Raw genomic sequence first — 20,370 nt, 5'->3', positions numbered from 1 at the left:
GCCTTTCTGGCAGTTTATTTTTTTGTTTGTTGAATGTACTCGAATAAGCCTTCTTGAATATCGTATTGAGGCGTGAAGCCCAGAGCTTTTAGCTTAGCAATATTAGCATAAGAATACTGGATGTCACCCGCTCGACTTGGTTCATGTTGCACAACTAATTTTTTATGCCAAACTTTTTCAAAAGCCATAATATTTTCAGTCAAAGTGGTTGGTGTACCAGTAGCTATATTATAAACATCGTGCAACGCTGTTGGCTCATTTAAGAGTAGCATTAATGCTATAACAACATCTTTAACGTAAACAAAATCCCGCGTTTGTTGTCCATCACCATACATCGTAAACTTCTTATTATTCAGCAGACAATCATTAATAATCGAAAGTACCCCCGAATAAGGTGAAGCAGGATTTTGCTTAGGACCATAAACGTTAAAAAAGCGCACTGCTACCGTTTTTAGACCATATAATTTACCGTAGTTGATGACATAGCGTTCGCTGGCAAATTTGTCAATCGCATAAGGTGACAAAGGATCAATTGGCGAGGTTTCTTTTTTAGGTAATTCACCTTGATTGCCGTATACGGCGGCCGAAGAAGCAAATAACAATTTCTTCAAGGGCAATTGATTTTTACGGATAGTTTCTAAAATATGCAGATTGGCTTCCAAGTTAACCTGATGTGTTTGCATGGGACGCGCAATAGAATCCGCCACACTAGCTATTGCACCCAGCAAAATAATATAATCAAATTTTTCAGCAAGCAATAATTCTGTCATAAAAGCATCATCCGTAATAGAATGCTTATAAAATCGCAACTTATCGCCTACCAATGCTGCAATATTTTGATATTGACCCATTGACAGATCATCGACCACCACAACTTGTTCATTAGCATTGACTAAATATTCTACTAAGTTGGCGCCGATAAAGCCTGCCCCACCTGTAACTAAATATTTCATTAAGTCTCCCTTAAAAGTAACGACATTTGTGACAAAATTAATCAACAATTACTTTACTTAATTCTAAACTATTTGGCAAATGCACCATAGTAATCATTACGTTCTTTAGTGTTGGCAACACAATTATAAACAACACCCAAAATGCGAGCATGCGCAATATCTAACAATTCTTTAGCTTTGATTAGATCCGTTTTATCACTCATATTTTCTCGCGTAACTAAAATAGTGCCATCGGCTTTAGAAGCCATAATTTGTGCATCAGTAACTGTTACAACTGGTGGCATATCCATAATGATAATATCGTATAAATAATTTAACTGCAGCAAAACTTCATCTTTACGCTTAGATCCTAATAATTCTGAAGGATTGGGCGGTTTAGGTCCACTAGTTAAAATATCTAACTCTTCAATAACCGTTTTTTGTATTGCTTGCGTAACATCATTTGCTGAAACTAGCAAAGTACTCAAACCCTGTTCATTATTTAACTTAAAACTGCGCCAAACCGTCGGTTTACGCATATCAGCATCTACCAGCAATACTTTTTGACCAGACTTAGCAAAAACCACCGCCAAATTAGCAGCAGTTGTAGACTTACCTTCGCTCGGACCAGCAGAAGTAACTACAATGGATTTAATTGGGTGGTCACTGGAAGATGCAAATTGCACGTTGGTTCGGATCGTCCGATATTGTTCGGTAATATTAGAACGAGAATCTAATAAACTAATCAAACTAACTGGTTGTGGTCGTGTCGCAAATTTGGTCTTATTTTTCTTACGATTAAACATTTTTGACTCACCTAATCTTCCGAATGAAAACGCGACATTTGCGGTTTAACTGCTTGCTCATCAGCAGCAAATGAGCGAATTCTAGTCGTTTTTTGTAAATCGGGGAGCGAAATTTGTGAAACATAACCAATGATAGGCAAACCCAATTTATCCTTAATAAATTCTTCATCCTTCACAGTTAAATCAGTCATTTCCAGCAATAACGCTAAAATAATACCAGCAACGATTCCAAAAGCTAAGCCAATCATTAGATTAAAAGACTTTTTGGGTGTAGCAGGTGCCTGAGCTAATTGCGCTTGAGAAACAATTGCAATTTTACTAACACTAATATATTTTGTGACATTATTGCGAAAGGAGTCAGAAACCGTATCAGCAATAACCTTAGCATCATAGCGACTAGTATCTGTAACAGTAATAGTAAACATCAAAGAATTCTGTGGTTGTGTAACCTTTATTTCTTTTTTCAAACGAGCACTACTGCGTTTAATGCCCATTTTAGCTAAAGCTTGCGATGAACGCTCTAAGACAACATCACCCGTGACAAATTCCTTATAAGTGTTTACTAACTGTAAGTTATTGCTGACATCATTAGCACCATTACGAGAAGCTGTTTTAGGCAAAGAAACGACGACTTGCGTTTGTGATTGATATTTCGGAGTCATCACAATAAAAGTAACGATCAAAGCTAAGACAATGCCTGCCACTGTACTATTCAGTAGAATTCGCCAATGCTTTTTCATAATTCTACCGAAAGCAGCAACGCTTAGGGTTTGGTCCATTTATATCCTCCAAAACTAATTTATAAATATTTTATTATAGTTTCCATAAAAAATAAATTATTTTTTTTGCAAAAATATCAATTTGTGTTAGCTTGAAAATCCAAATTATAACCATGGTCTAGTGTCAAAGCAGTAACTTGATAAGTTAAGGACTGAATTTCTGTAATTAAGGGACGAGACAATTGTTCAACTTGTTCACCCGTTAAATCACTAATCTCACCTGTAAAATCTGTCAGTTGAATTACTTGTCCTACCAATCCAGAAATCGCAAAACCAACATTTTCTGGATGAACATCAAAAGGTATTAAAAGCTGGATCATAGTACCAGATACATTTTCATCTTCGACTTCATAATTTTGTATTTGCACTTGAATATCGGTTTTAGCTTCACTATCAGCCTCCACTAAATCATAATGATACGACTGCATAATTATTGGTCCACTAGCTACTTGCATTTTATAACCTCCAGAAATTTTAATGTAATTTATCGTGCTCGTAATAGTGTGTTAATTCTAAGCCTTGAAACTTTTGCTGGCGCACAGCTTCATAAATAACCAAAGCGCAACTGTTCGACAAATTTAAAGCCCGAATATTTTCAGTCATCGGTATTCGTAAACACTGCTCTTGATATTCGCGCATGAATTTTTCTGGCAAACCAGTGGTCTCTTTACCAAACAAAAAATAATGATCTTGACTAACATCTGAATAATCCGCATCACTGTAAACTTGATCAGAAAATTTTGTAATCAAATACAGATGTTTCTTGTCGGGTACGCTAGCCATAAAATCAGCCAAATCATCGTGCAAAACTAATTTCACTTTATCCCAATAATCTAGCCCCGCACGCTTCATATGTTTATCATCCAAGCTAAATCCTAAAGGCCGAATTAAATGCAAAACAGTATCCGTCCCTGCACAAGTACGCGCAATATTGCCGGTATTAGCTGGCATCAATGGCTCAAACAATGCAATATGATTAGTCATAATAATACTCCTTATTATTTAATATAGATCATAAAAAAACGCATCCCCTCGGCATATGCAGCAAGAAGATACGTTAGTCCACCTCTAATTGAATTCTTTTATCAAACCATAGTCTAATAAAAGACCTCAAATAAGTCTACGTTAATCATTATAGTATCACTGACGATGATTATCAATAATCAATTTAGTTAATATGCTGTTTAGAAAAGATAGTTCGATATAAATATCGAACTATTTATCATTTATGTTACAATATAGTTCGTAAATAACGAATAAGGTGGTCTAATATATGAATAATAATGCTTTTCCAGTTTTTGATTACGAAAATATTCAATTAATCCCCAAAAAATGTATTTTAGAACATCGTCACCAAGCTGATACTTCCGTTAAGTTGGGGCAGCATACTTTTAAATTACCAATTATCCCTGCCAACATGGCTAGCATTATTGATGAGCAATTAGCTATTTGGCTAGCAACAAACAATTATTTTTATATCATGCATCGTTTTGAACCCCAGAAACGCTTAAAATTTATCCAAAAATTACACTCTCTTAATCTAATTGCCTCAATTAGTGTTGGTATTAAAGCTGAGGATTATCAATTAATTGATAATATAGCAATGCAAAAGCAAATCCCCGAATATATCACTATTGATATTGCACATGGTCATAGCGATGCTGTTGCTGATATGATTGCTTATATTAAAAATAAATTGCCTGATACTTTTGTCATCGCTGGTAATGTAGCGACCCCTGAAGCAGTTCATTTTCTAGAAGCCGCTGGAGCTGATGCTACTAAAATGGGTATCGGACCAGGTAAAGCTTGCATTACTAAAATCAAAACTGGTTTTGGTACCGCCGGATGGCAATTATCAGCTCTCAGAATGTGTGCTCATGCTGCGCAAAAGCCTATTATTACTGATGGTGGAATTCGCAGTAATGGTGATATCGCTAAATCCTTGCGCTTCGGCGCCAAAATGGTGATGGTAGGTTCAATGTTAGCGGGTCATGATGAAAACCCTGGCGAAGTACTTGAAGTTAACGAACAGAAAGTTAAAGTTTACTACGGTTCAGCTTCGCAAGCTCAGAAAAAAATTCGTAAAAATATTGAGGGTAAAAAATTAACTGTTCCTTATCGTGGCAGTATCAAAGACACTTTAAAAGAAATGCAAGAAGATATCCAGTCAGCCATTTCCTATGCTGGTGGTAATAAAATTGCCGATTTGCAAAAAGTAGATTATGTGGTGGTACGTAATTCTATTTTTAATGGTGACTAGTAAAAAAGCATGCTAATTTAGCATGCTTTACATATCTTTATCTTGTGGAACATTATTATTTTGATACCATGTAGAATTGCGCACTACCCAATCAAAGAAATGACTGACCAAAATTTTTAAGATAGCAAAGATCGGAATACCACCAATCACGCCAATTAGACCAAACATCCCTCCTGAAACTAACAGCACCAAAATTGTGGTTACTGGGTGCATTTTCATTTTATTGCCCACAACTAGAGGCGAAACTACACGTGTTTCAATCGTTTGTTCAACTGCAAAAATGATAATTACACTAAAAATCATATTATGACCTGACAATAAAGCTAAGATAATCGCTGGCATCAAACCAATTGCCGAGCCTACATACGGAATTAAATTGCAAAGTCCCGCAAAAATCCCTAATAAAACACCATAAGGCATACCAGCAATTAAATAACCCAAAGAAAACATTACCGCTACCCAAAATGCTACCGTCAATTGTCCACGTACATAAGAACTCAAAGATTCATTGATTTCACTTAATGTTTGGGATGTTGAATTTCTCAAACGTAACGGGACATATTTTAAAATCAGTGGTTTGATCTTGCGATCATCTTTTAATAAGAAAAACAAGATAAACGGCGCAGTTAAAATAATCATCAAAATATTAGAAATCACGCCAACCGCCGAAGTGAAATTATTCCAAGCAGTGTTAAAAGTACCATCAAAACTATTGATAAATGACTTAGTAAATTTATCCCAGGAAATATTCTCATCCAGATGAAAACGTCGCAGATGTGGATTATCCAATAAATTATTGCTGGCTTGCTGAATATCATTCCAATAATGCGGCAAGTTGTGAATTAAAGAATTAACTTGACTCTGAATTGCCGGGATCAAAGTCAAGACCAGTCCAACCAACAAAAGAATAATCAATAAAAAAATCACAGTAATCGACAATATCCGGTTAATATGACAACGTTTTTCCAAAAAATTAATTAGCGGATTGATTAAATAATATAAAATACCTGCTACCACAATTGGCGGTAACACAATACTAATAATTTTATTAATTGGTCGAAAAACATAACCAATTTGTGCAAAAATAGCAATAATCAAAAAAATCAATAAAATATTTAATAGAAAGATTGTAATTTTATTATTTAGAAACCACTTTGTAAACCAAGTTTCTTTTGTTTTCATTCATACCAGCTTCCTTAAGCAAACCATTACTCCGTTTTAACATATATATTAGCAAATAAAAATAATCCTGCCAGCAATTCCTGTCAGATTGTTATAAAATATTGCATAAGGAGGAATTTTTATGCAAGAAAATTTATTAATCGGCGGTTACACGCGTAAAACTAGTCAAGGTATTTACCAATTGAGCCTCAATACGCAAACAGGTAAATTATCGTCTGCTAAGCTGGCAGTAAAATTACAAGGACCTACTTATTTTACTGTTTCTGCTAAAAATATTTTATATACAATTGTACAAACTGACAAGCAAGGTGGGATTGCTGCCTATGATATTAACGCCAATTTCAAATACTTAGGCAGCTCCTTGCAGCCTGCTGATTCCCCAGCTTATGTTGAAATTGCAGAAAAACACAAGCTTGTTTTCTCTGCTAATTTTCATACAGGAATTGTCACTATTCACAAAATCAATGCTGATCAAACTTTAACAATTACTGATCAAATTCAACTAACCGGACATAGCGTGCGCTCTGAACAAGAAGCCAGTCATCCGCATATGGCACACTTGACACCTGACGATAATTTAGTCATTTGTGATTATGGGACTGACAAAATTACTACTTATAGCTTCGATGATGCTGGCAAGGCAACATTTTTGAGTGAATTTAATGCACCTGCCGGAGCTGCCCCGAGACATTTAATTTTCAATCCTAAGCACCCACAGATTGCTTATTGTATTTGTGAATTAGCATCTCTTGTGCTCGTTTTAAACTATCAAGATGGACATTTTAAACTCATTGATCAACAAACTTTATTACCAGAAAGTTATAGCGGGCAAAATACAGCTGCTGCTATCCGCATTTCTGAAGACGGTCAATATTTATATACTTCCAATCGTGGTCATAACTCGATTGTTTCCTTTAAAATCAGCGCTGATGGACGTACTTTAGAACATCTACAAACTGTCAAAACAAAGGGTGATTTCCCGCGCGATTTTATTTTGGATCCTACTGAAAATTATTTGCTTGTCCCTCATCAAAAATCAAACGATGTAACTGTACTACAACGCAATTTACAAACTGGTTATTTGACATTTCAAAATAATGACAGCAAAGTACCAGAAGGAACTTGCATCAAATTTTATTAAGCTATCAGGCAATGAATGGAGAACTTTTTATGTTAAATATTTTCAAAGCAATAATCTTGGGAATCATTGAAGGAATCACTGAATTTCTGCCAATTAGTTCCACCGGACATCTTTATTTGGCTAATGAATTCATCAAATTGCAAGAATCACCGGCATTTATCCACATGTTTATGGTAGTCATACAATTAGGTGCTATTTTAGCTGTCGTGATTATTTACTTTCATAAATTGAACCCCTTTTCCCCCAAAAAAAATACTAGTGCTAAAAAAGACACATGGGTTTTGTGGTTAAAAGTTATAATTGCTTGTATTCCCTCCGTCGTTATCGGTTTGCCGCTAAATGATTTTATGGATGAACATTTTAATAATTGGCAAGTTATTTCCGCGACTTTATTAGTTTATGGTATTTTATTTATTGTTATTGAAAATTGGAATAAAAAACGCCAACCACGTTTAACTAATTTAAATAATTTACCTTATTCCATTGCCTTAATAATCGGTCTATTCCAAGTTTTATCGCTAATTCCGGGAACTTCGCGTTCTGGTGCAACGATTTTAGGGGCCATTTTAATTGGCACTTCACGTTTCGTGGCAACAGAATTTTCTTTCTTTTTAGCTATTCCAACAATGTTTGGTGCTAGTTTACTAAAACTAGCCAAATTCTTCATAGCGGGTAATACTTTTACCAGCATGCAAGTCACTGTCTTACTCGTTGGTACACTAGTATCTTTCATCGTAGCTTACTTTGCAATTAAATTCTTATTAAATTATATCAAGAGCAACGACTTTAAAGCCTTTGGCTGGTATCGAATTATTTTGGCAATCATAGTTATTGGCTATTTTGGTTTTATTAGATAGTAACAAAAAAGCCCATATAATGGGCTTTTTACATACCTACAAAAAATTTCATAAATAAGCTAGCAATATTAAAGTAAATCAAAACACTAGTTAAATCGCTTAAAGTACTAATAAAGGGGCCGCTAGCGACCGCTGGATCAAAACCAATTTTAGACATTAACATTGGAATCAAACTTCCCGCAAAATTAGCTACTGTAATTGCTACCATCATTGCTAAACCAATCACAAATCCCAAAACAAAATTATGCTTCCAAATCCCAACGACAATTGTAATGGTAACCCCTGTCGCTAAGCCAATAAATAAACCCGTAACTAATTCTTTTAACAATAATTTGGTAATATGCCGTCCTTTATTATTTTCGACAGACAATTTGCGTACCGCCACCGCTAGACTTTGCGTACCGGCATTTCCTGCAGTACCTGTAATTAAAGAAATAAAAACAGCTAAAATACTAGCTTTACTCAATAAAGTTTCAAAATGGGAGATCAATGTAGCTGTAATCATACCTAAAAACAGTAAAGTGATTAACCATGGCAAACGACTGGTGGCTGATTTAATTGGACTATTGTCATCTTCATCAACATCAACACCCGCTAATTTGGAATAATCATCTTGGGCTTCGTTATCCATAACTTCAATCGCATCATCAACGGTTACCACCCCAACTAATTGATTAGCATGATCTACAACTGGCAGAGAAGTAAACTCATAATCCCGGAAAAATTGTGCGACTTCTTCTTGTTCATCATCAACATACACCGAGATCACATTGTGCGTCATAATACTACTCAAAAGAGTTTTATCACTGTGCACGAATAAATCACGTAAGGACAAAACACCTACTAAATCATTATTGACATCTATAACATAAATGTAATAAATAGTCTCCGTAGTTCGTGCAAATTTGCGCAACGCTTTTAAGGTTTCTTGCACTGTCACATCTTGTTGCATGACCACATAATCAGTTGTCATTAACCCACCGGCAGTTTCGGTATCATAATGCAATAAACCACGTAATTGGTTGGCATCTTCGCGTGCCATCACTGTTAAATAGCGATCTACCTCAACTTTATCCAAATGCTCCAACAAATCAGCCGCATTATCATCATACATATCACTCAACATTTCTGAAGCATATTTCAAATCCATCTCACTTAAAAGTTGGGAAATATCCAATTGATCATCTCGCAAGGTATCAAACATATCTCCCACTTCATCAGGATTCATTATTTGATAGAATTGCTTTCGCTGTGAAGCATTCATAGTTAAGAAGAATTGCCCCTGCTCGTAAAAATGCATATCCAAAAAATTTTTACGAAATTGTTTCGCACGATCATCCTTTAATAACTGATGCAACTTTTGAAATTGTAATTTGACACGCTTTTCTAATTCTTGCAAAATAGTCACTTCCCAACTGTTTTATCTGCTAATAATTTGAAATCTTTGGGCAAAGGAGCCCGTACTTGAAGCTTTCGATCACCAATATAATCCCAAAAAGTTAAACTTATACAATGTAATGCTTGCCGTTTGATGATATCTTGAGATCCACCATAATTCAAATCGCCCACCAAAGGATGCCCAATCGCAGCCATATGAACCCTAATTTGATGCGTTCGTCCCGTTATTAAGCGCAATCTAACCAGCGTATAATTGCTAAATTGTTGAACAGTCAAATATTTAGTCACAGAAGGTTTACCATCATTTGTAACCTGCCGTAAATTAGGGTTACTGTCATTAATTCCGATCGGTAAATCAATTGTTTGCCACTTTGTTGAAACCGGCAATTTATCGTGTACTAATGCTAAATATTCTTTTTGAATATTAGCTGTTCTAAATTGTCGGTCAATCAAATGATGCGCATAGGAATTCTTAGTCAAAGTCAATACACCAGAAGTATCTCGATCTAAACGTGACACTAAATGAATAACATCATTATCTTGGTTAGTTCGTTGTAAATAATATTTCACCAAATTAGCCATTGTTGGCGTATTTATATTTTTGGCTGGCAAGGAAGCGATTCCTGCTGGTTTATTGAGTAATAAATAATTATCATCTTCAAACAAAATATCAATTTTGCCAGCCATTGGCTTAATTTTGGTGGAAGTTACTTCTTTTGGCAATACCACGATAACTTCATCATTTAAGACTAATTTAAAATCCAAGTGCCGTTTTTTATGATTGACATAAATTTGTCCTTGTCTAAACTTAAACTGCTTTAATTGCGTCCGTGAAAAGCCTTTTTGCTGCAAAAAGCTCCCTAAACTTTGCGAGATAAGTGTTTGTTTATACCACTTATAATTCATTGATCTCCATCCACCAAAAAAGCATTACGAACGCGCACCCAAAAGTTCTTAGGACGGTAAGTAGCCATCTGTAATTGCTCTTGAGCAATTTGATATTGAGCTTTAATTACTGCTTGATTAGCATTAGCTAAATTATCAATCGTCACTACATAATCATCTTGTTGATCAGGAATAATCGTGACTACCTGACCTCGAGGCAAGATCAAAGGCGAATTAACTGTCCGATAGACCCGATTATTGATAGGAGCTATTTCATTGAATTGCATGACTGCTATCGTGGGATCTACTAAGGCGCCACCAATTGACTTAGTATAAGCAGTTGAACCAGTCGGTGTCGAAATTGCTATACCGTCACCACGAAAACGCTCAAACTTATCATCATCAATATAAACTTCCGCACGCATCGTTTGCGAAACCCGCTTGAGGACAGACTCATTTAGCGATAAAAAATGACTACTTTGTAAATTTTCCATTGTCAACTTTACATCTAATAAAGGAAACAACGTAACCTCAGGTTCTTTATGCGTGATATTATCAACTAAATCATCAACTTCACTATCTTTCCAGTCTGTGTAAAAACCCAGGTGCCCGGTATGAATCCCTACAAATTTGGTTTTAGCTAAACGATTACTAAAGCGGTGAAAAGTACTTAAAAATGTTCCATCGCCACCAATAGTTATTACTAAATCAGGATCCAATTCCGCAATTTGTACACCTTTTTGCACTAATTTAGCGCACAGTTCTTCGGCAATACGCTGTGATAATTTTTTATGATTGTTTTGAATCCACACCTTCATGTTGCTGGCTCCCCTTTAAAGATTGAAAATCAGATGACTTACTATGCGTAAAATATTTTTGAGCATCTTGGATCTCTTCTCTAATTTTTGACATTTCTTCATCTAACATGAAAGAAGCTTCTGCAGCTCGTTTTAAACGTGAATTGATATCCTCAGGAAAGTCACCTTGATACTTATAATTCAAAGAATGTTCAATCGTAGACCAAAAATTCATCGCTAACGTCCGAATTTGAATTTCCACCAAAATATTTTTAACACCACTAGCTTGCTGCACAGGGTACTGTAAGACAATATGATAAGAACGATAACCACTAGGCTTACTATTGGTTACATAATCACGCTCTTCCACCACTGCTAAATCGGTACGATCATGCAAAATATCTACGATTTGATAAATATCTTCCACAAATTGACATTGGATACGTAAACCTGCAATGTCTTGCATATCTTGCTCTAATAAATCAGCAGAAATATAACGACGCTTCATTTTTTCTTTAATGCTATCAACCGATTTGACACGTCCGGTCACATATTCAATGGGCGAATGCTCGCCATTTTCAATGAATTCAGCTCGAATACTGCGTAATTTTATTTTAAGCTCAGCTATCGCTTGACTATACGGCAATAAAAAGCTATTCCAATTTGTTTCAACCATAATGATCACCTCGCCGTGATTAACTATAACACAGACTATAACGAATTAATTTAATAATTTAAATCCAACAGATTAAGCAAATTTGTTGTAAAATTTTTTATTTTTGATATCTTTATATTATGCGTTACAAAATAGCATACGAAGGAGGATTGTTTTCAATGTGGGAAGTTTTCTCATTTATTAATCCTATTGGAAATCACTGTTTAAAAACAGAACAAACAATCATTGAATTTGCAAATAAGCACAATATCAAAGCTCATTTCCGTTTTATCGCTTTAAGCAGCTTCCAAACCGTTAATAATTATATTCAAAACAATAACTTTGACATTCATAATATAGACCTACGTAATGAAATTACACAAAAAACCTATCGAACAACTTTACTTTATAAAGCAGCTACTTTACAAGGCAACAAAAAAGCTCGCGCATTTTTGATGAGCATGCAAAATGCTTTAAATGTTGATAATAAAGAATTTAATAATCAACTAGCTTATGATATTTCACAAGAAGTTGGTTTAAATTGGGAAGCATTGGAAAAAGATAGTCATAGTGATTTAATTTTAAAACAATGTTTTGCTGATCAACAACGAGCTTCTGAATTAGGAGTCTCTTCAACACCATCAACAATTATTTATGATTATAGCAAGCCATGTGATGAAAGTGGCGTCTTTATTGATCGCTGCAGCATTGATGATCTAGACAGCTTAATGGATAATTTAGTTAAATCTGACCAAATTGCTGCGCAGACTCCTGATCTGCACATTGTTGAATAATATTATCACCGACTAAAGGAACTTCAACCAAATATTGTGCATTCGGTATTTGTCTAACAATTGTTAAATAACAAGCTAAATATTTATAAATTGGTAACACCGCGAATAGCGATGTTTTTTTTATTGTTTGCAATAAATTTATTTGTCGCTGATAACACCAATTTTGTAGCAAAATAAATTGCCTATCTGGACGTCTTTGGCGATATTGATACCAATTTTGCCAATTAATCATGGCAATTTTTTTAGAAGTTAGAACTGGTCTAAAATTCAATAATTGCTGAACTGTGCTAATTTTTTGCTGCTGATAATATAATTGATTACTGGTAGGATGCACTTGATAGTGATATTGCAAGCGTAAATAATTTTCTTGGGGCAATTTAAAAATAACGAAAAAGCCCCACCGCGCAGTATAGCTCATTATCGTTTGCAAATGGACTAATTTGCTAGCTTTATTATAGTGCGAAGGCCCGAAAATCCACAGTCCATGCAAACCTTGCTGTAAATAAAGCTGTTGTCGCCGTTGTAGTTGCTGGGCACTAATTGATGAACATTGATATTCTACAGCTAATTGTATATTACGCATTTGCACCAAAACATCTACGCGTTGCTGACTAGTAATTACAGCTTCTAAGCGTACTTTTCCCTGTTGTCGCCAAAAGTCTGCCAACCAATTTTTGCCTTGCTGGTGGACTTTTGTTTCATTATTGCCACGATGTGTAACCTTATGACGAAAATAAGGTCTTTGCTGCGGTCTAACTATTAATTCTACTGGTCGGTCACAGTCTGGACAAAATACTGGCATGCCTGCTTGATAATTAACAGCATAAATTAATTGTCCTAAATTATTTTTAGCAATAAGTATTATAATCACCCTTATTTAATTACAAAAAAAGACGCAATTTTTTGCGTCTTTCAATTAAAATAATAGCGTGTTAGTTCAAGCGCCGTTTGCTTCATTACTAAAGTTCCAAACTCTGCAATTGTAGCTGGTGCAATTGATTCCAGAAAACCATATTCTTTCATCAATGCAATAAGATCAGCCCAACTAGTTTCGCGAAGTTCTTCAGGATCTAAACTCAATTCTAAATAATAGTTATGCCTATATTGATATAAATTAGTAATAACACTAGCACCATCAATGCGTAAAACTTTGCTAAGATCAACGAAATTCTCAAAGTCAATAAAACTAAAAATTACCGTTTTCCTAAACTTATTACTGGTTTTTTCAATAGTTTCTTCACCGTCACTATCATTGTCTTCTGATTGCTCTGCCAAAGCTTCAGTAGCTTGTACCACTGAGCTATCATCAAAATTATTTTGCTCATCTAAAGGCACTTTAGTGATCAACAACTCTAAACCTTGATTATTAGGCACTACTTGAAAGGTAACGGTCTGATCTTTCACAAAACTATGATCAGTATCAACTTCTTCTAAAATATTGTAAAAAAAGCTTTCAATTTGTTTGCGATTTTCTAACAGATCTAAAACTTCAACACCGCGTTCTTGCAGATCGTTTCTTTCTAAGATAACACGGATCATATTTTCATTTACGTGTTCAACTTCCACAGCTACCACCTCACTTATTACTTCATTCTATCAGCCTATTAGTGAAAGTAAAGCTACAGACTTACAAAAAAACAAGAAGTAATTTAAATAATTAAATTACTTCTTTATTTTGAGTGATTTATTATATTGTTGATACTTAAAGATTAATCTGTGCTTGCTGCAGTTGATGTAATTCCATAACTCGAACAGAACGCGGTAAGAAACGGCGAATCTCGTCTTCATTATAACCAACTTGCAAACTCTTCTCATCCATCATGATTGGACGACGTAACAGACCAGGATTAGCTTCAATTAAGTCAATCAAATAATCAATCGTCAAATCATTGATGTCCACATTCAAAGCTTGATAAGCCTTAGAACGCGTGGAGATGATTTCTTCGGTTCCGTCTTCAGTCATCTGCAAGATGTTTTTTATTTCATCTTTAGACAATGGTTGCGAAAAAATGTTACGTTCTTTATAGGGGATAGCATTTTCTTTAAACCATTTCTTAGCTTTGCGACAAGATGTGCAACTTGGAGATGTATATAAAGTGACCATAGATAAATCTCTCCTTTTCACATGAATTATTAATAACAAATCACCACAATCAGATTGTATCTAACAACAAAAATATTGTCCAGCTATAAGCATTTTATTAAAATCTAATAATTATATACATCAAAATAGCGAATATTAGGGCAAAGTTAGTTAAATCATTAACTTAATATTAATGATAACCCTGTTCTAGCTCGCCGAACCATTGCACCAGAAACTTCCTTTTTAGCTTCTTGCTCTAATAATTCTAGCGGATATTCTTGGGGCAAATGTGACAATAATAAGTGCCTAACGTGCGCTTGCTGTGCTAAATATCCCGATTGCGTAGACGTCATATGCCAAATTCGTCCTGTTTTAGCAGCACCAAAATTAGTATCTGTAATCAATAAGTCAGATTGCTGGGCAAAATCAATTAAACCATCAAAATAAGCTGTATCCGCTGTAAAAGTAAAAATTTTCTTTTGACTATCAATAATTCGAACTGCAAAAGTGGGAACTGGATGAATCGTTTTTTGAAAGTGTAACGTAAAAGGTCCTAGCTGCAATTTATCATAGTCAACATAAGGCATTGCCTTAGTAAAATCGCCAAAATTTAAACTAGCAAAATGCAACGGATCTTGGGTATTACCATAAATGGGCAAATATTCGTGCTTTTTGCTACCAGAATTTAATTGCCAATAATGTTGCAAAACACCCACATCCGCAATATGATCATGGTGATAATGTGTTAAAACCACCGCATCCAGTTGCAACGGATCAAGATAGTTTTGTAGGGCATTCAGTACACCGCTGCCACAATCCAGTAACAAATTAAAACCTTGATCTTGAATTAAATATCCACTTGTAGCTTGCTGACGGTAAGGATAGCCACCGTAATAACCTAGTACTGTTATTTTCATCAACCACACCTCGTTAGGAGAAAATATTATGTCCACAATCAATCTTACTTTAGGAACCAAGAATTTCTTAGAACAACGTATGGACAAGAATAGTATACTTGCTCATAATGCACAACACCCTCACGACTATTTATTAATTCAAACCACATTTGCCGAAAATATCACTTGGCATTCACTTCCTAGCGACGCTACTTTATTATTGACTCATAAATTTTATGCAGCACGTTTAGATTTAGATCAAACAAATCGTGCATTACTCATTAATCAAGCAGCAGCTTTACGCCCACAGAGTATTTTATATAAAAGAAATGACCAACAAGTGCTTTTAATTTTGACCAGTGATCAAAATATTTTAGCGACTGTCAGTCAAATGTTACACGTTAGTGTGGCTAATTTAAATTCATCTTTAATAGAATATCTTATAGTTTAAGCAATGAAGCATTAATTGACACTACCACTGTTGACAAAGACATAAAGATGGCACCAACTGCTGGACTTAAGATAATGCCTGCAAAAGCTAAAATACCAGCAGCTAAAGGAATTGCAATAATATTGTAGCCTGCTCCCCACCATAAATTTTCCACAGTTTTTTTATGGGTGTTATTAGCTAAATTGAAGAATTTAATAATATCAATTGGATTGCTATTGACTAAAATAACATCTGCTGAATCAAGTGCAATATCAGTTCCGGCACCAATCGCTACCCCAATATTTGCTTGGGCTAAGCTGGGAGCATCATTGATTCCGTCCCCCACCATCATCACTTTATGACCTTGTTGTTGCAATTGTTTGATAATCTTTTGTTTATCTTGCGGTAAAAGCTCTGCTTTAAATTCACTAATTCCTAACTTTTCAGCAACGGCTTTGGCTGCTGCTTGATTATCACCCGTCAACATGAGCGGTGTTATATTTTGCTTCTTTAATTGCTTAATCAATTCAGGCGCTTCCGCTTTAATTTGATCGCCAACCGTCAAATAACCGATTACCGTATTGTTTTTTACCAAGTAGCTGATTGTTGCAGCATTATTAGCTAATTTTGGCACAAAAATTTCTTGCTTTGCCAAAGATTTTTCATTAACAACTTGATATTCAACATCACCAATTTTACCTTTGATACCTTGACCAGCTAAAGTTTGGACGGCTGTTGCCGGTTTTAGAGTTATCTGCTTAGTTTTAGCTAATTTTGTAATACTTTTAGCAATTGGATGATCAGATTGTTGCTCTAAGCTAGCAGTTAACTGCAAAATTTCTTCATCAGAAATCTTCGCATTAAAAGTATGATATTCTTCTACTTTAAAGTTGCCTTGTGTCAAAGTTCCTGTCTTATCCAAAACTACATAATCAATGTGTTCACTGATATCAATAACTTGCCGATTGCGCACCAATAACCCATTTTTTGATCCCAAAGAAGTACTGCGTGCATTGACTAAAGGAATCGCTAAACCTAAAGCATGCGGACAAGCAATCACTAAAACAGCTACCATTCTTTCCAATCCTGTTGCAAAATTAGTCACAATACTCCAAATAATTAACGCTAGTAATCCCACTAGAACCGCTGCATAAAACAACCAACCAGAAACTCGATCTGCTAAAGTTTGTAATTTAGATTTATTTTCTTTGGAAGTTTCAACTAAATTATTGACGTTTGCCAAAAAACCAGAAGTGGCTGGTTGGCTAACTTTAACCACCAAAGTTTGTGAATTATTCAACGATCCTCCTATTACTGAAGACCCCTTTTCCTTAGTAACCGCACTGGATTCTCCAGTTACTAAAGCTTCATTGACATCACTAGTCCCAGAAATCACAGTACCATCCAAAGGAATCGCTTCGCCAGCCTTCACCATTACAGTTGACCCTTTTTGAACTTGATCCAAAGCTTCATCTTTAAAATTATCACCGTTTTTTACATGCACCATTGCCGGTAACAAAGAAGCTAGATCGTGCAAGGAACTGCTGGCTTTCATCATAGAATTCATTTCAACCCAGTGACCTAACAGCATAATCAGAATTAAAGTAGCTAATTCCCAGAAGAAATCTGTAACATGAGGACGATTAGGGAAAAAAGTGTTACTAACAAAAGCATACAAACTATAAAGATATGAAGTAGTAATTCCTAAAGTAATCAAAGTCATCATCGCAGGCTTGTGATCTTTCACTTCATAATAGGCACTATTAAAAAATGGGCGCCCACCGTAGAAAAATAAAATTGTAGCGAAAATAATTACTACCCAATGTGCCCCTGGAAAACTAAACTGAAATGGCAACCAAACACCCATCGCAGGTGACAAAAATAAAATAGGTAACGCCAAAATTAAAGATACCCAAAATTTCTGTTTTAAATTTCCCATGTGCATCATGTGTCCACCATGCATCATCATATCGCCACCACCCATTTCATGTTGGTGGTGCCCCATGTCCATATTCATGTCCATGTCATTCATTTTCATTACAAGTACCCTCCTACAAACAATTGTATGCCACTTCAATCGGCACACTTTTTTCGACCAAGGCTTGTCCTAGTTTTAAAATATCATTTTGACTGATAATTGTCGTCTTTAACAACTTAAATATTGCGACTTACTTTTTTGACTTGCACATAAACTATCAAAAAATTCAGTTACACTAACATTAATCCTTGTACTTTCAGTAGTCTCACAACCAAGTAGACACTGCAACTCTTTCACTCAATTTATATTGACAAAATTAGCATAAAAATAAACTCCTATCAAAAATTAAACCACAAAAAAAGAGCTACTGTTTAAAACAGCAACCTTTTGATTAAAATTATTTACGATGATCAGCTACAAAATCATTAACTAATTTTTCATTGTCTGCATTAGTTAATGAAACATTCAAAGCTTGTTCAACTAAATCTTGTAATTCGTTGGTATCTAAGTGCTTCATCAAAGAGCGTACCCGTAAAACTGAAGTTGCACTCATGGAATATTCGTCTAAGCCCATACCTAACAACAATGGCACCATGACAGAATCGCCAGCAGCTTCACCACACATACCAACCCATTTACCTTCACGATGCGCACAATCAATTACGTTTTTGATTAAGCGCAAAATGGAAGGATTGTAAGGTTGATACAAATAAGAAACATGTTCGTTACCACGGTCAGCAGCCATCGTATATTGAATCAAATCGTTCGTGCCGATACTAAAGAAATCAACTTCTTTAGCAAACTGATCTGCCAAAACTGCGGCAGCAGGAATTTCAATCATAATGCCGACTTCTAGGTTGGCATCAAAAGCAATTCCTTCATCATTTAACTTAGCCATTTCTTCTTGCAAAATGCCTTTAGCTTGACGAAATTCTTGAACAGTCGCAATCATCGGAAACATAATGCGTAATTTACCAAATGAAGAAGCGCGTAATAAAGCACGTAATTGTGTTCGGAAAATATCTTGACGATCTAAGCTGATCCGAATAGCACGATAACCTAAGAACGGATTCATTTCTTCTGGTAATGGCAAATATGGCAAATGCTTATCGCCACCAATATCCATTGTCCGCACAACAACTGGTTTACCGTCCATACCTTTTAAGACTTCTTTATAAGCCTCGTACTGATCGTCTTCAGACGGTAATTCTGAAGAATCCATATATAAAAATTCTGTCCGGTAAAGACCGATCGCTTCGGCACCATTTTCTTTAACACCAGCTAAATCTTTTGGTGTACCAATGTTAGCAGCAATCTCAAAATGTCTGCCATCTGCTGTAACTGTTTTAGCATCGCGCAATTTAGCCCATTCAGCTTTTTCTTGCGCATAATTATCAGCTAATTGTTGATATTTCTTGACATCATCAGCATCAGGGTTAATAACTGCCTCACCATTAACACCATCTACAATCAAAGGTGTGCCATCTTGCACATCTTTAGTAATTGTATCGCTACCTACGATAGCTGGAATCTCCAATGAACGTGCCATAATTGCTGAATGAGCAGTTCGTCCACCAATATCAGTGATAAAAGCTTTAACATACTTTTTATTTAATTGTGCAGTATCACTAGGAGTTAAATCATGGGCAACCACAATAACTTCTTGATCAATTAAAGCAGGACTAGGCAATTTAACACCTAACAAATGACTCATAACGCGCTTAGATACATCACGAACATCAGCAGCACGTTCTTGCATATACTTGTTATCAGTCATTGCTTCAAACATCGCAATAAATTTATCAGAAACATCTTGCAAAGCTTGTTCGGCATTAACTTGATCTGTTTTTACTTGTGTTGCTACAGCACCAGTAAATTCAGGATCAGCTAAAATCATTTTATGAGCATCGAAAACTTGAGATTCTTCTTCGCCCAAAGATTCCTTAGCAATATCACGAATAGTTGTTAGTTCATCATCAGACTGTTTAATTGCATCCTGTAAGCGTTCTACTTCAGCATCAATGTCAGTAATCTCCTTCTTGTCAAAAGAAAGATCTGGTTGCACCAACATATATGCTGGTGCATTAGCAAAACCATCACTAGCGGCAATTCCCTTTAAAGTTGTCGACATTATTCAGAAAGTCCTTCTTTCGTCATTGTCTCACTAATTGCAGCAATAGCATCGCTAGCATCGTCGCCTTCAGCAGTGATGGAGACATTGGCGCCTTGACCAACACCCAAAGACATAACGCCCATAATGGACTTCAAATTAACATTTTTGCCATCATATTCCAAATTGATATCAGAACTAAACTTGCTAGCAGTTTGTACCAACATTGTTGCGGGACGTGCGTGAATTCCTGTTTCTGCAATAATATTAAAATCTTTCTTTTCCATGTCTAAAACCTCGCTAATATATAATTTTCATTTTAAATGAAAAGGGTTAACTTTACACATGAACAACATTAACATTATTCAAAATACAAGGCAAGTTTTT

Annotated in this window: 22 protein-coding genes; 5 read left to right on the top strand and 17 right to left on the bottom strand. The window is 35.4% G+C overall.

The genetic code is table 11. The annotated features are described in order from the left end of the window. Positions 1–14: 14 nt before the first annotated feature. The 5 genes from MOO47_RS05795 to trmL all read right to left on the bottom strand — a co-directional run bounded on the left by MOO47_RS05795 (position 15) and on the right by trmL (position 3,501). Complete coding sequence (locus tag MOO47_RS05795; protein WP_249512515.1) at positions 15–953, bottom strand: GDP-mannose 4,6-dehydratase; 939 nt, start codon at positions 951–953, stop codon at positions 15–17. Positions 954–1,021: 68 nt separating this feature from the next. Beyond that, complete coding sequence (locus MOO47_RS05790) at positions 1,022–1,738, bottom strand: CpsD/CapB family tyrosine-protein kinase (RefSeq protein WP_249512514.1); 717 nt, start codon at positions 1,736–1,738, stop codon at positions 1,022–1,024. Between the two features lie 11 nt (positions 1,739–1,749). Continuing rightward, positions 1,750–2,517 carry a YveK family protein gene (locus MOO47_RS05785; protein ID WP_249512513.1) on the bottom strand — a complete coding sequence of 256 codons (768 nt, stop codon included), beginning with the start codon at positions 2,515–2,517 and terminating at the stop codon, positions 1,750–1,752. Positions 2,518–2,594: 77 nt separating this feature from the next. Continuing rightward, the gene (locus MOO47_RS05780; RefSeq protein WP_249512512.1) at positions 2,595–2,972 is read right to left on the bottom strand and encodes a DUF1149 family protein; all 378 of its coding nucleotides are present in this window, start codon (positions 2,970–2,972) and stop codon (positions 2,595–2,597) included. A 19-nt stretch (positions 2,973–2,991) separates the two neighbouring features. Then, a complete protein-coding gene (trmL, locus tag MOO47_RS05775; protein WP_249512511.1) occupies positions 2,992–3,501 on the bottom strand; it encodes a tRNA (uridine(34)/cytosine(34)/5-carboxymethylaminomethyluridine(34)-2'-O)-methyltransferase TrmL in 510 nt (169 codons plus the stop codon). 289 nt (positions 3,502–3,790) lie between these two features. Here trmL and MOO47_RS05770 point away from each other — a divergent pair, with 289 nt between their 5' ends. Then, positions 3,791–4,777, top strand: coding sequence for a GMP reductase (locus MOO47_RS05770; protein WP_249512510.1), 987 nt, complete (start codon positions 3,791–3,793; stop codon positions 4,775–4,777). A 27-nt stretch (positions 4,778–4,804) separates the two neighbouring features. Here the strand turns inward: MOO47_RS05770 and MOO47_RS05765 are convergent, their stop codons facing one another. Beyond that, positions 4,805–5,959, bottom strand: coding sequence for an AI-2E family transporter (locus tag MOO47_RS05765; RefSeq protein WP_249512509.1), 1,155 nt, complete (start codon positions 5,957–5,959; stop codon positions 4,805–4,807). 121 nt (positions 5,960–6,080) lie between these two features. On the opposite strand from MOO47_RS05765, the gene MOO47_RS05760 reads away from it, so the two are divergent. Beyond that, a complete protein-coding gene (locus MOO47_RS05760; protein WP_249512508.1) occupies positions 6,081–7,100 on the top strand; it encodes a lactonase family protein in 1,020 nt (339 codons plus the stop codon). A 29-nt stretch (positions 7,101–7,129) separates the two neighbouring features. Then, complete coding sequence (locus MOO47_RS05755) at positions 7,130–7,957, top strand: undecaprenyl-diphosphate phosphatase (RefSeq protein WP_249512507.1); 828 nt, start codon at positions 7,130–7,132, stop codon at positions 7,955–7,957. A gap of 28 nt (positions 7,958–7,985) precedes the next feature. On the opposite strand, the gene mgtE is transcribed toward MOO47_RS05755, so the two are convergent. From mgtE to MOO47_RS05735, 4 genes are read right to left on the bottom strand one after another with little or no spacing between them, the layout of a single operon-like run. Next, the gene (gene mgtE / locus MOO47_RS05750; protein ID WP_396022026.1) at positions 7,986–9,356 is read right to left on the bottom strand and encodes a magnesium transporter; all 1,371 of its coding nucleotides are present in this window, start codon (positions 9,354–9,356) and stop codon (positions 7,986–7,988) included. Positions 9,357–9,361: 5 nt separating this feature from the next. Next, on the bottom strand, positions 9,362–10,261 hold the full coding sequence (locus MOO47_RS05745; RefSeq protein WP_249512505.1) for an RluA family pseudouridine synthase: 900 nt from the start codon (positions 10,259–10,261) through the stop codon (positions 9,362–9,364). Next, positions 10,258–11,058, bottom strand: coding sequence for an NAD kinase (locus tag MOO47_RS05740; protein ID WP_249512504.1), 801 nt, complete (start codon positions 11,056–11,058; stop codon positions 10,258–10,260). The genes MOO47_RS05745 and MOO47_RS05740 overlap by 4 nt, the downstream gene beginning before the upstream one ends. Then, the gene (locus MOO47_RS05735) at positions 11,030–11,713 is read right to left on the bottom strand and encodes a GTP pyrophosphokinase (RefSeq protein WP_249512503.1); all 684 of its coding nucleotides are present in this window, start codon (positions 11,711–11,713) and stop codon (positions 11,030–11,032) included. The genes MOO47_RS05740 and MOO47_RS05735 overlap by 29 nt, the downstream gene beginning before the upstream one ends. A gap of 158 nt (positions 11,714–11,871) precedes the next feature. Here MOO47_RS05735 and MOO47_RS05730 point away from each other — a divergent pair, with 158 nt between their 5' ends. After that, on the top strand, positions 11,872–12,486 hold the full coding sequence (locus tag MOO47_RS05730; RefSeq protein ID WP_249512502.1) for a DsbA family protein: 615 nt from the start codon (positions 11,872–11,874) through the stop codon (positions 12,484–12,486). On the opposite strand, the gene MOO47_RS05725 is transcribed toward MOO47_RS05730, so the two are convergent. The 4 genes from MOO47_RS05725 to MOO47_RS05710 form a co-directional block, all read right to left on the bottom strand. Further along, positions 12,434–13,357, bottom strand: coding sequence for a competence protein CoiA family protein (locus tag MOO47_RS05725; protein WP_249512501.1), 924 nt, complete (start codon positions 13,355–13,357; stop codon positions 12,434–12,436). The two genes, MOO47_RS05730 and MOO47_RS05725, sit on opposite strands and share 53 nt — an antisense overlap. 41 nt (positions 13,358–13,398) lie before the next feature. Beyond that, the gene (locus MOO47_RS05720) at positions 13,399–14,052 is read right to left on the bottom strand and encodes an adaptor protein MecA (RefSeq protein WP_249512500.1); all 654 of its coding nucleotides are present in this window, start codon (positions 14,050–14,052) and stop codon (positions 13,399–13,401) included. A 136-nt stretch (positions 14,053–14,188) separates the two neighbouring features. Further along, positions 14,189–14,590: a transcriptional regulator SpxA gene (gene spxA, locus MOO47_RS05715; RefSeq protein WP_249512499.1), complete on the bottom strand. Its 402-nt coding sequence runs from the start codon at positions 14,588–14,590 to the stop codon at positions 14,189–14,191. A 158-nt stretch (positions 14,591–14,748) separates the two neighbouring features. Next, positions 14,749–15,486, bottom strand: coding sequence for an MBL fold metallo-hydrolase (locus MOO47_RS05710; protein WP_249512498.1), 738 nt, complete (start codon positions 15,484–15,486; stop codon positions 14,749–14,751). A gap of 28 nt (positions 15,487–15,514) precedes the next feature. On the opposite strand from MOO47_RS05710, the gene MOO47_RS05705 reads away from it, so the two are divergent. Next, positions 15,515–15,916: a hypothetical protein gene (locus tag MOO47_RS05705; RefSeq protein WP_249512497.1), complete on the top strand. Its 402-nt coding sequence runs from the start codon at positions 15,515–15,517 to the stop codon at positions 15,914–15,916. On the opposite strand, the gene MOO47_RS05700 is transcribed toward MOO47_RS05705, so the two are convergent. The 3 genes from MOO47_RS05700 to MOO47_RS05690 all read right to left on the bottom strand — a co-directional run bounded on the left by MOO47_RS05700 (position 15,906) and on the right by MOO47_RS05690 (position 20,270). Then, complete coding sequence (locus tag MOO47_RS05700) at positions 15,906–17,933, bottom strand: copper-translocating P-type ATPase (RefSeq protein ID WP_249512496.1); 2,028 nt, start codon at positions 17,931–17,933, stop codon at positions 15,906–15,908. The two genes, MOO47_RS05705 and MOO47_RS05700, sit on opposite strands and share 11 nt — an antisense overlap. 337 nt (positions 17,934–18,270) lie before the next feature. After that, on the bottom strand, positions 18,271–20,004 hold the full coding sequence (ptsP, locus tag MOO47_RS05695) for a phosphoenolpyruvate--protein phosphotransferase (protein ID WP_249512495.1): 1,734 nt from the start codon (positions 20,002–20,004) through the stop codon (positions 18,271–18,273). Further along, positions 20,004–20,270, bottom strand: coding sequence for a phosphocarrier protein HPr (locus tag MOO47_RS05690; protein WP_249512494.1), 267 nt, complete (start codon positions 20,268–20,270; stop codon positions 20,004–20,006). The genes ptsP and MOO47_RS05690 overlap by 1 nt, the downstream gene beginning before the upstream one ends. Between the last annotated feature and the right edge of the window lie 100 nt (positions 20,271–20,370).

The sequence above is a fragment of the Bombilactobacillus thymidiniphilus genome, from assembly GCF_023380245.1.
Taxonomy (GTDB): domain Bacteria; phylum Bacillota; class Bacilli; order Lactobacillales; family Lactobacillaceae; genus Bombilactobacillus; species Bombilactobacillus thymidiniphilus.
This window is presented reverse-complemented; position numbering and strand designations above follow the sequence as displayed.

What these genes read in the sequence shown, in the direction of transcription:
- trmL (WP_249512511.1), bottom strand. Translation starts at nt 3,501, where the DNA reads ATGACTAATCATATTGCATTGTTTGAGCCATTGATGCCAGCTAATACC.
- MOO47_RS05770 (WP_249512510.1), top strand. Translation starts at nt 3,791, where the DNA reads ATGAATAATAATGCTTTTCCAGTTTTTGATTACGAAAATATTCAATTA.
- MOO47_RS05690 (WP_249512494.1), bottom strand. Translation starts at nt 20,270, where the DNA reads ATGGAAAAGAAAGATTTTAATATTATTGCAGAAACAGGAATTCACGCA.
- spxA (WP_249512499.1), bottom strand. Translation starts at nt 14,590, where the DNA reads ATGGTCACTTTATATACATCTCCAAGTTGCACATCTTGTCGCAAAGCT.
- MOO47_RS05765 (WP_249512509.1), bottom strand. Translation starts at nt 5,959, where the DNA reads ATGAAAACAAAAGAAACTTGGTTTACAAAGTGGTTTCTAAATAATAAA.
- MOO47_RS05760 (WP_249512508.1), top strand. Translation starts at nt 6,081, where the DNA reads ATGCAAGAAAATTTATTAATCGGCGGTTACACGCGTAAAACTAGTCAA.
- MOO47_RS05735 (WP_249512503.1), bottom strand. Translation starts at nt 11,713, where the DNA reads ATGGTTGAAACAAATTGGAATAGCTTTTTATTGCCGTATAGTCAAGCG.
- MOO47_RS05795 (WP_249512515.1), bottom strand. Translation starts at nt 953, where the DNA reads ATGAAATATTTAGTTACAGGTGGGGCAGGCTTTATCGGCGCCAACTTA.
- MOO47_RS05730 (WP_249512502.1), top strand. Translation starts at nt 11,872, where the DNA reads ATGTGGGAAGTTTTCTCATTTATTAATCCTATTGGAAATCACTGTTTA.
- MOO47_RS05710 (WP_249512498.1), bottom strand. Translation starts at nt 15,486, where the DNA reads ATGAAAATAACAGTACTAGGTTATTACGGTGGCTATCCTTACCGTCAG.
- MOO47_RS05790 (WP_249512514.1), bottom strand. Translation starts at nt 1,738, where the DNA reads ATGTTTAATCGTAAGAAAAATAAGACCAAATTTGCGACACGACCACAA.
- MOO47_RS05755 (WP_249512507.1), top strand. Translation starts at nt 7,130, where the DNA reads ATGTTAAATATTTTCAAAGCAATAATCTTGGGAATCATTGAAGGAATC.
- MOO47_RS05785 (WP_249512513.1), bottom strand. Translation starts at nt 2,517, where the DNA reads ATGGACCAAACCCTAAGCGTTGCTGCTTTCGGTAGAATTATGAAAAAG.
- MOO47_RS05705 (WP_249512497.1), top strand. Translation starts at nt 15,515, where the DNA reads ATGTCCACAATCAATCTTACTTTAGGAACCAAGAATTTCTTAGAACAA.
- MOO47_RS05780 (WP_249512512.1), bottom strand. Translation starts at nt 2,972, where the DNA reads ATGCAAGTAGCTAGTGGACCAATAATTATGCAGTCGTATCATTATGAT.
- MOO47_RS05740 (WP_249512504.1), bottom strand. Translation starts at nt 11,058, where the DNA reads ATGAAGGTGTGGATTCAAAACAATCATAAAAAATTATCACAGCGTATT.
- MOO47_RS05745 (WP_249512505.1), bottom strand. Translation starts at nt 10,261, where the DNA reads ATGAATTATAAGTGGTATAAACAAACACTTATCTCGCAAAGTTTAGGG.
- ptsP (WP_249512495.1), bottom strand. Translation starts at nt 20,004, where the DNA reads ATGTCGACAACTTTAAAGGGAATTGCCGCTAGTGATGGTTTTGCTAAT.
- MOO47_RS05700 (WP_249512496.1), bottom strand. Translation starts at nt 17,933, where the DNA reads ATGAAAATGAATGACATGGACATGAATATGGACATGGGGCACCACCAA.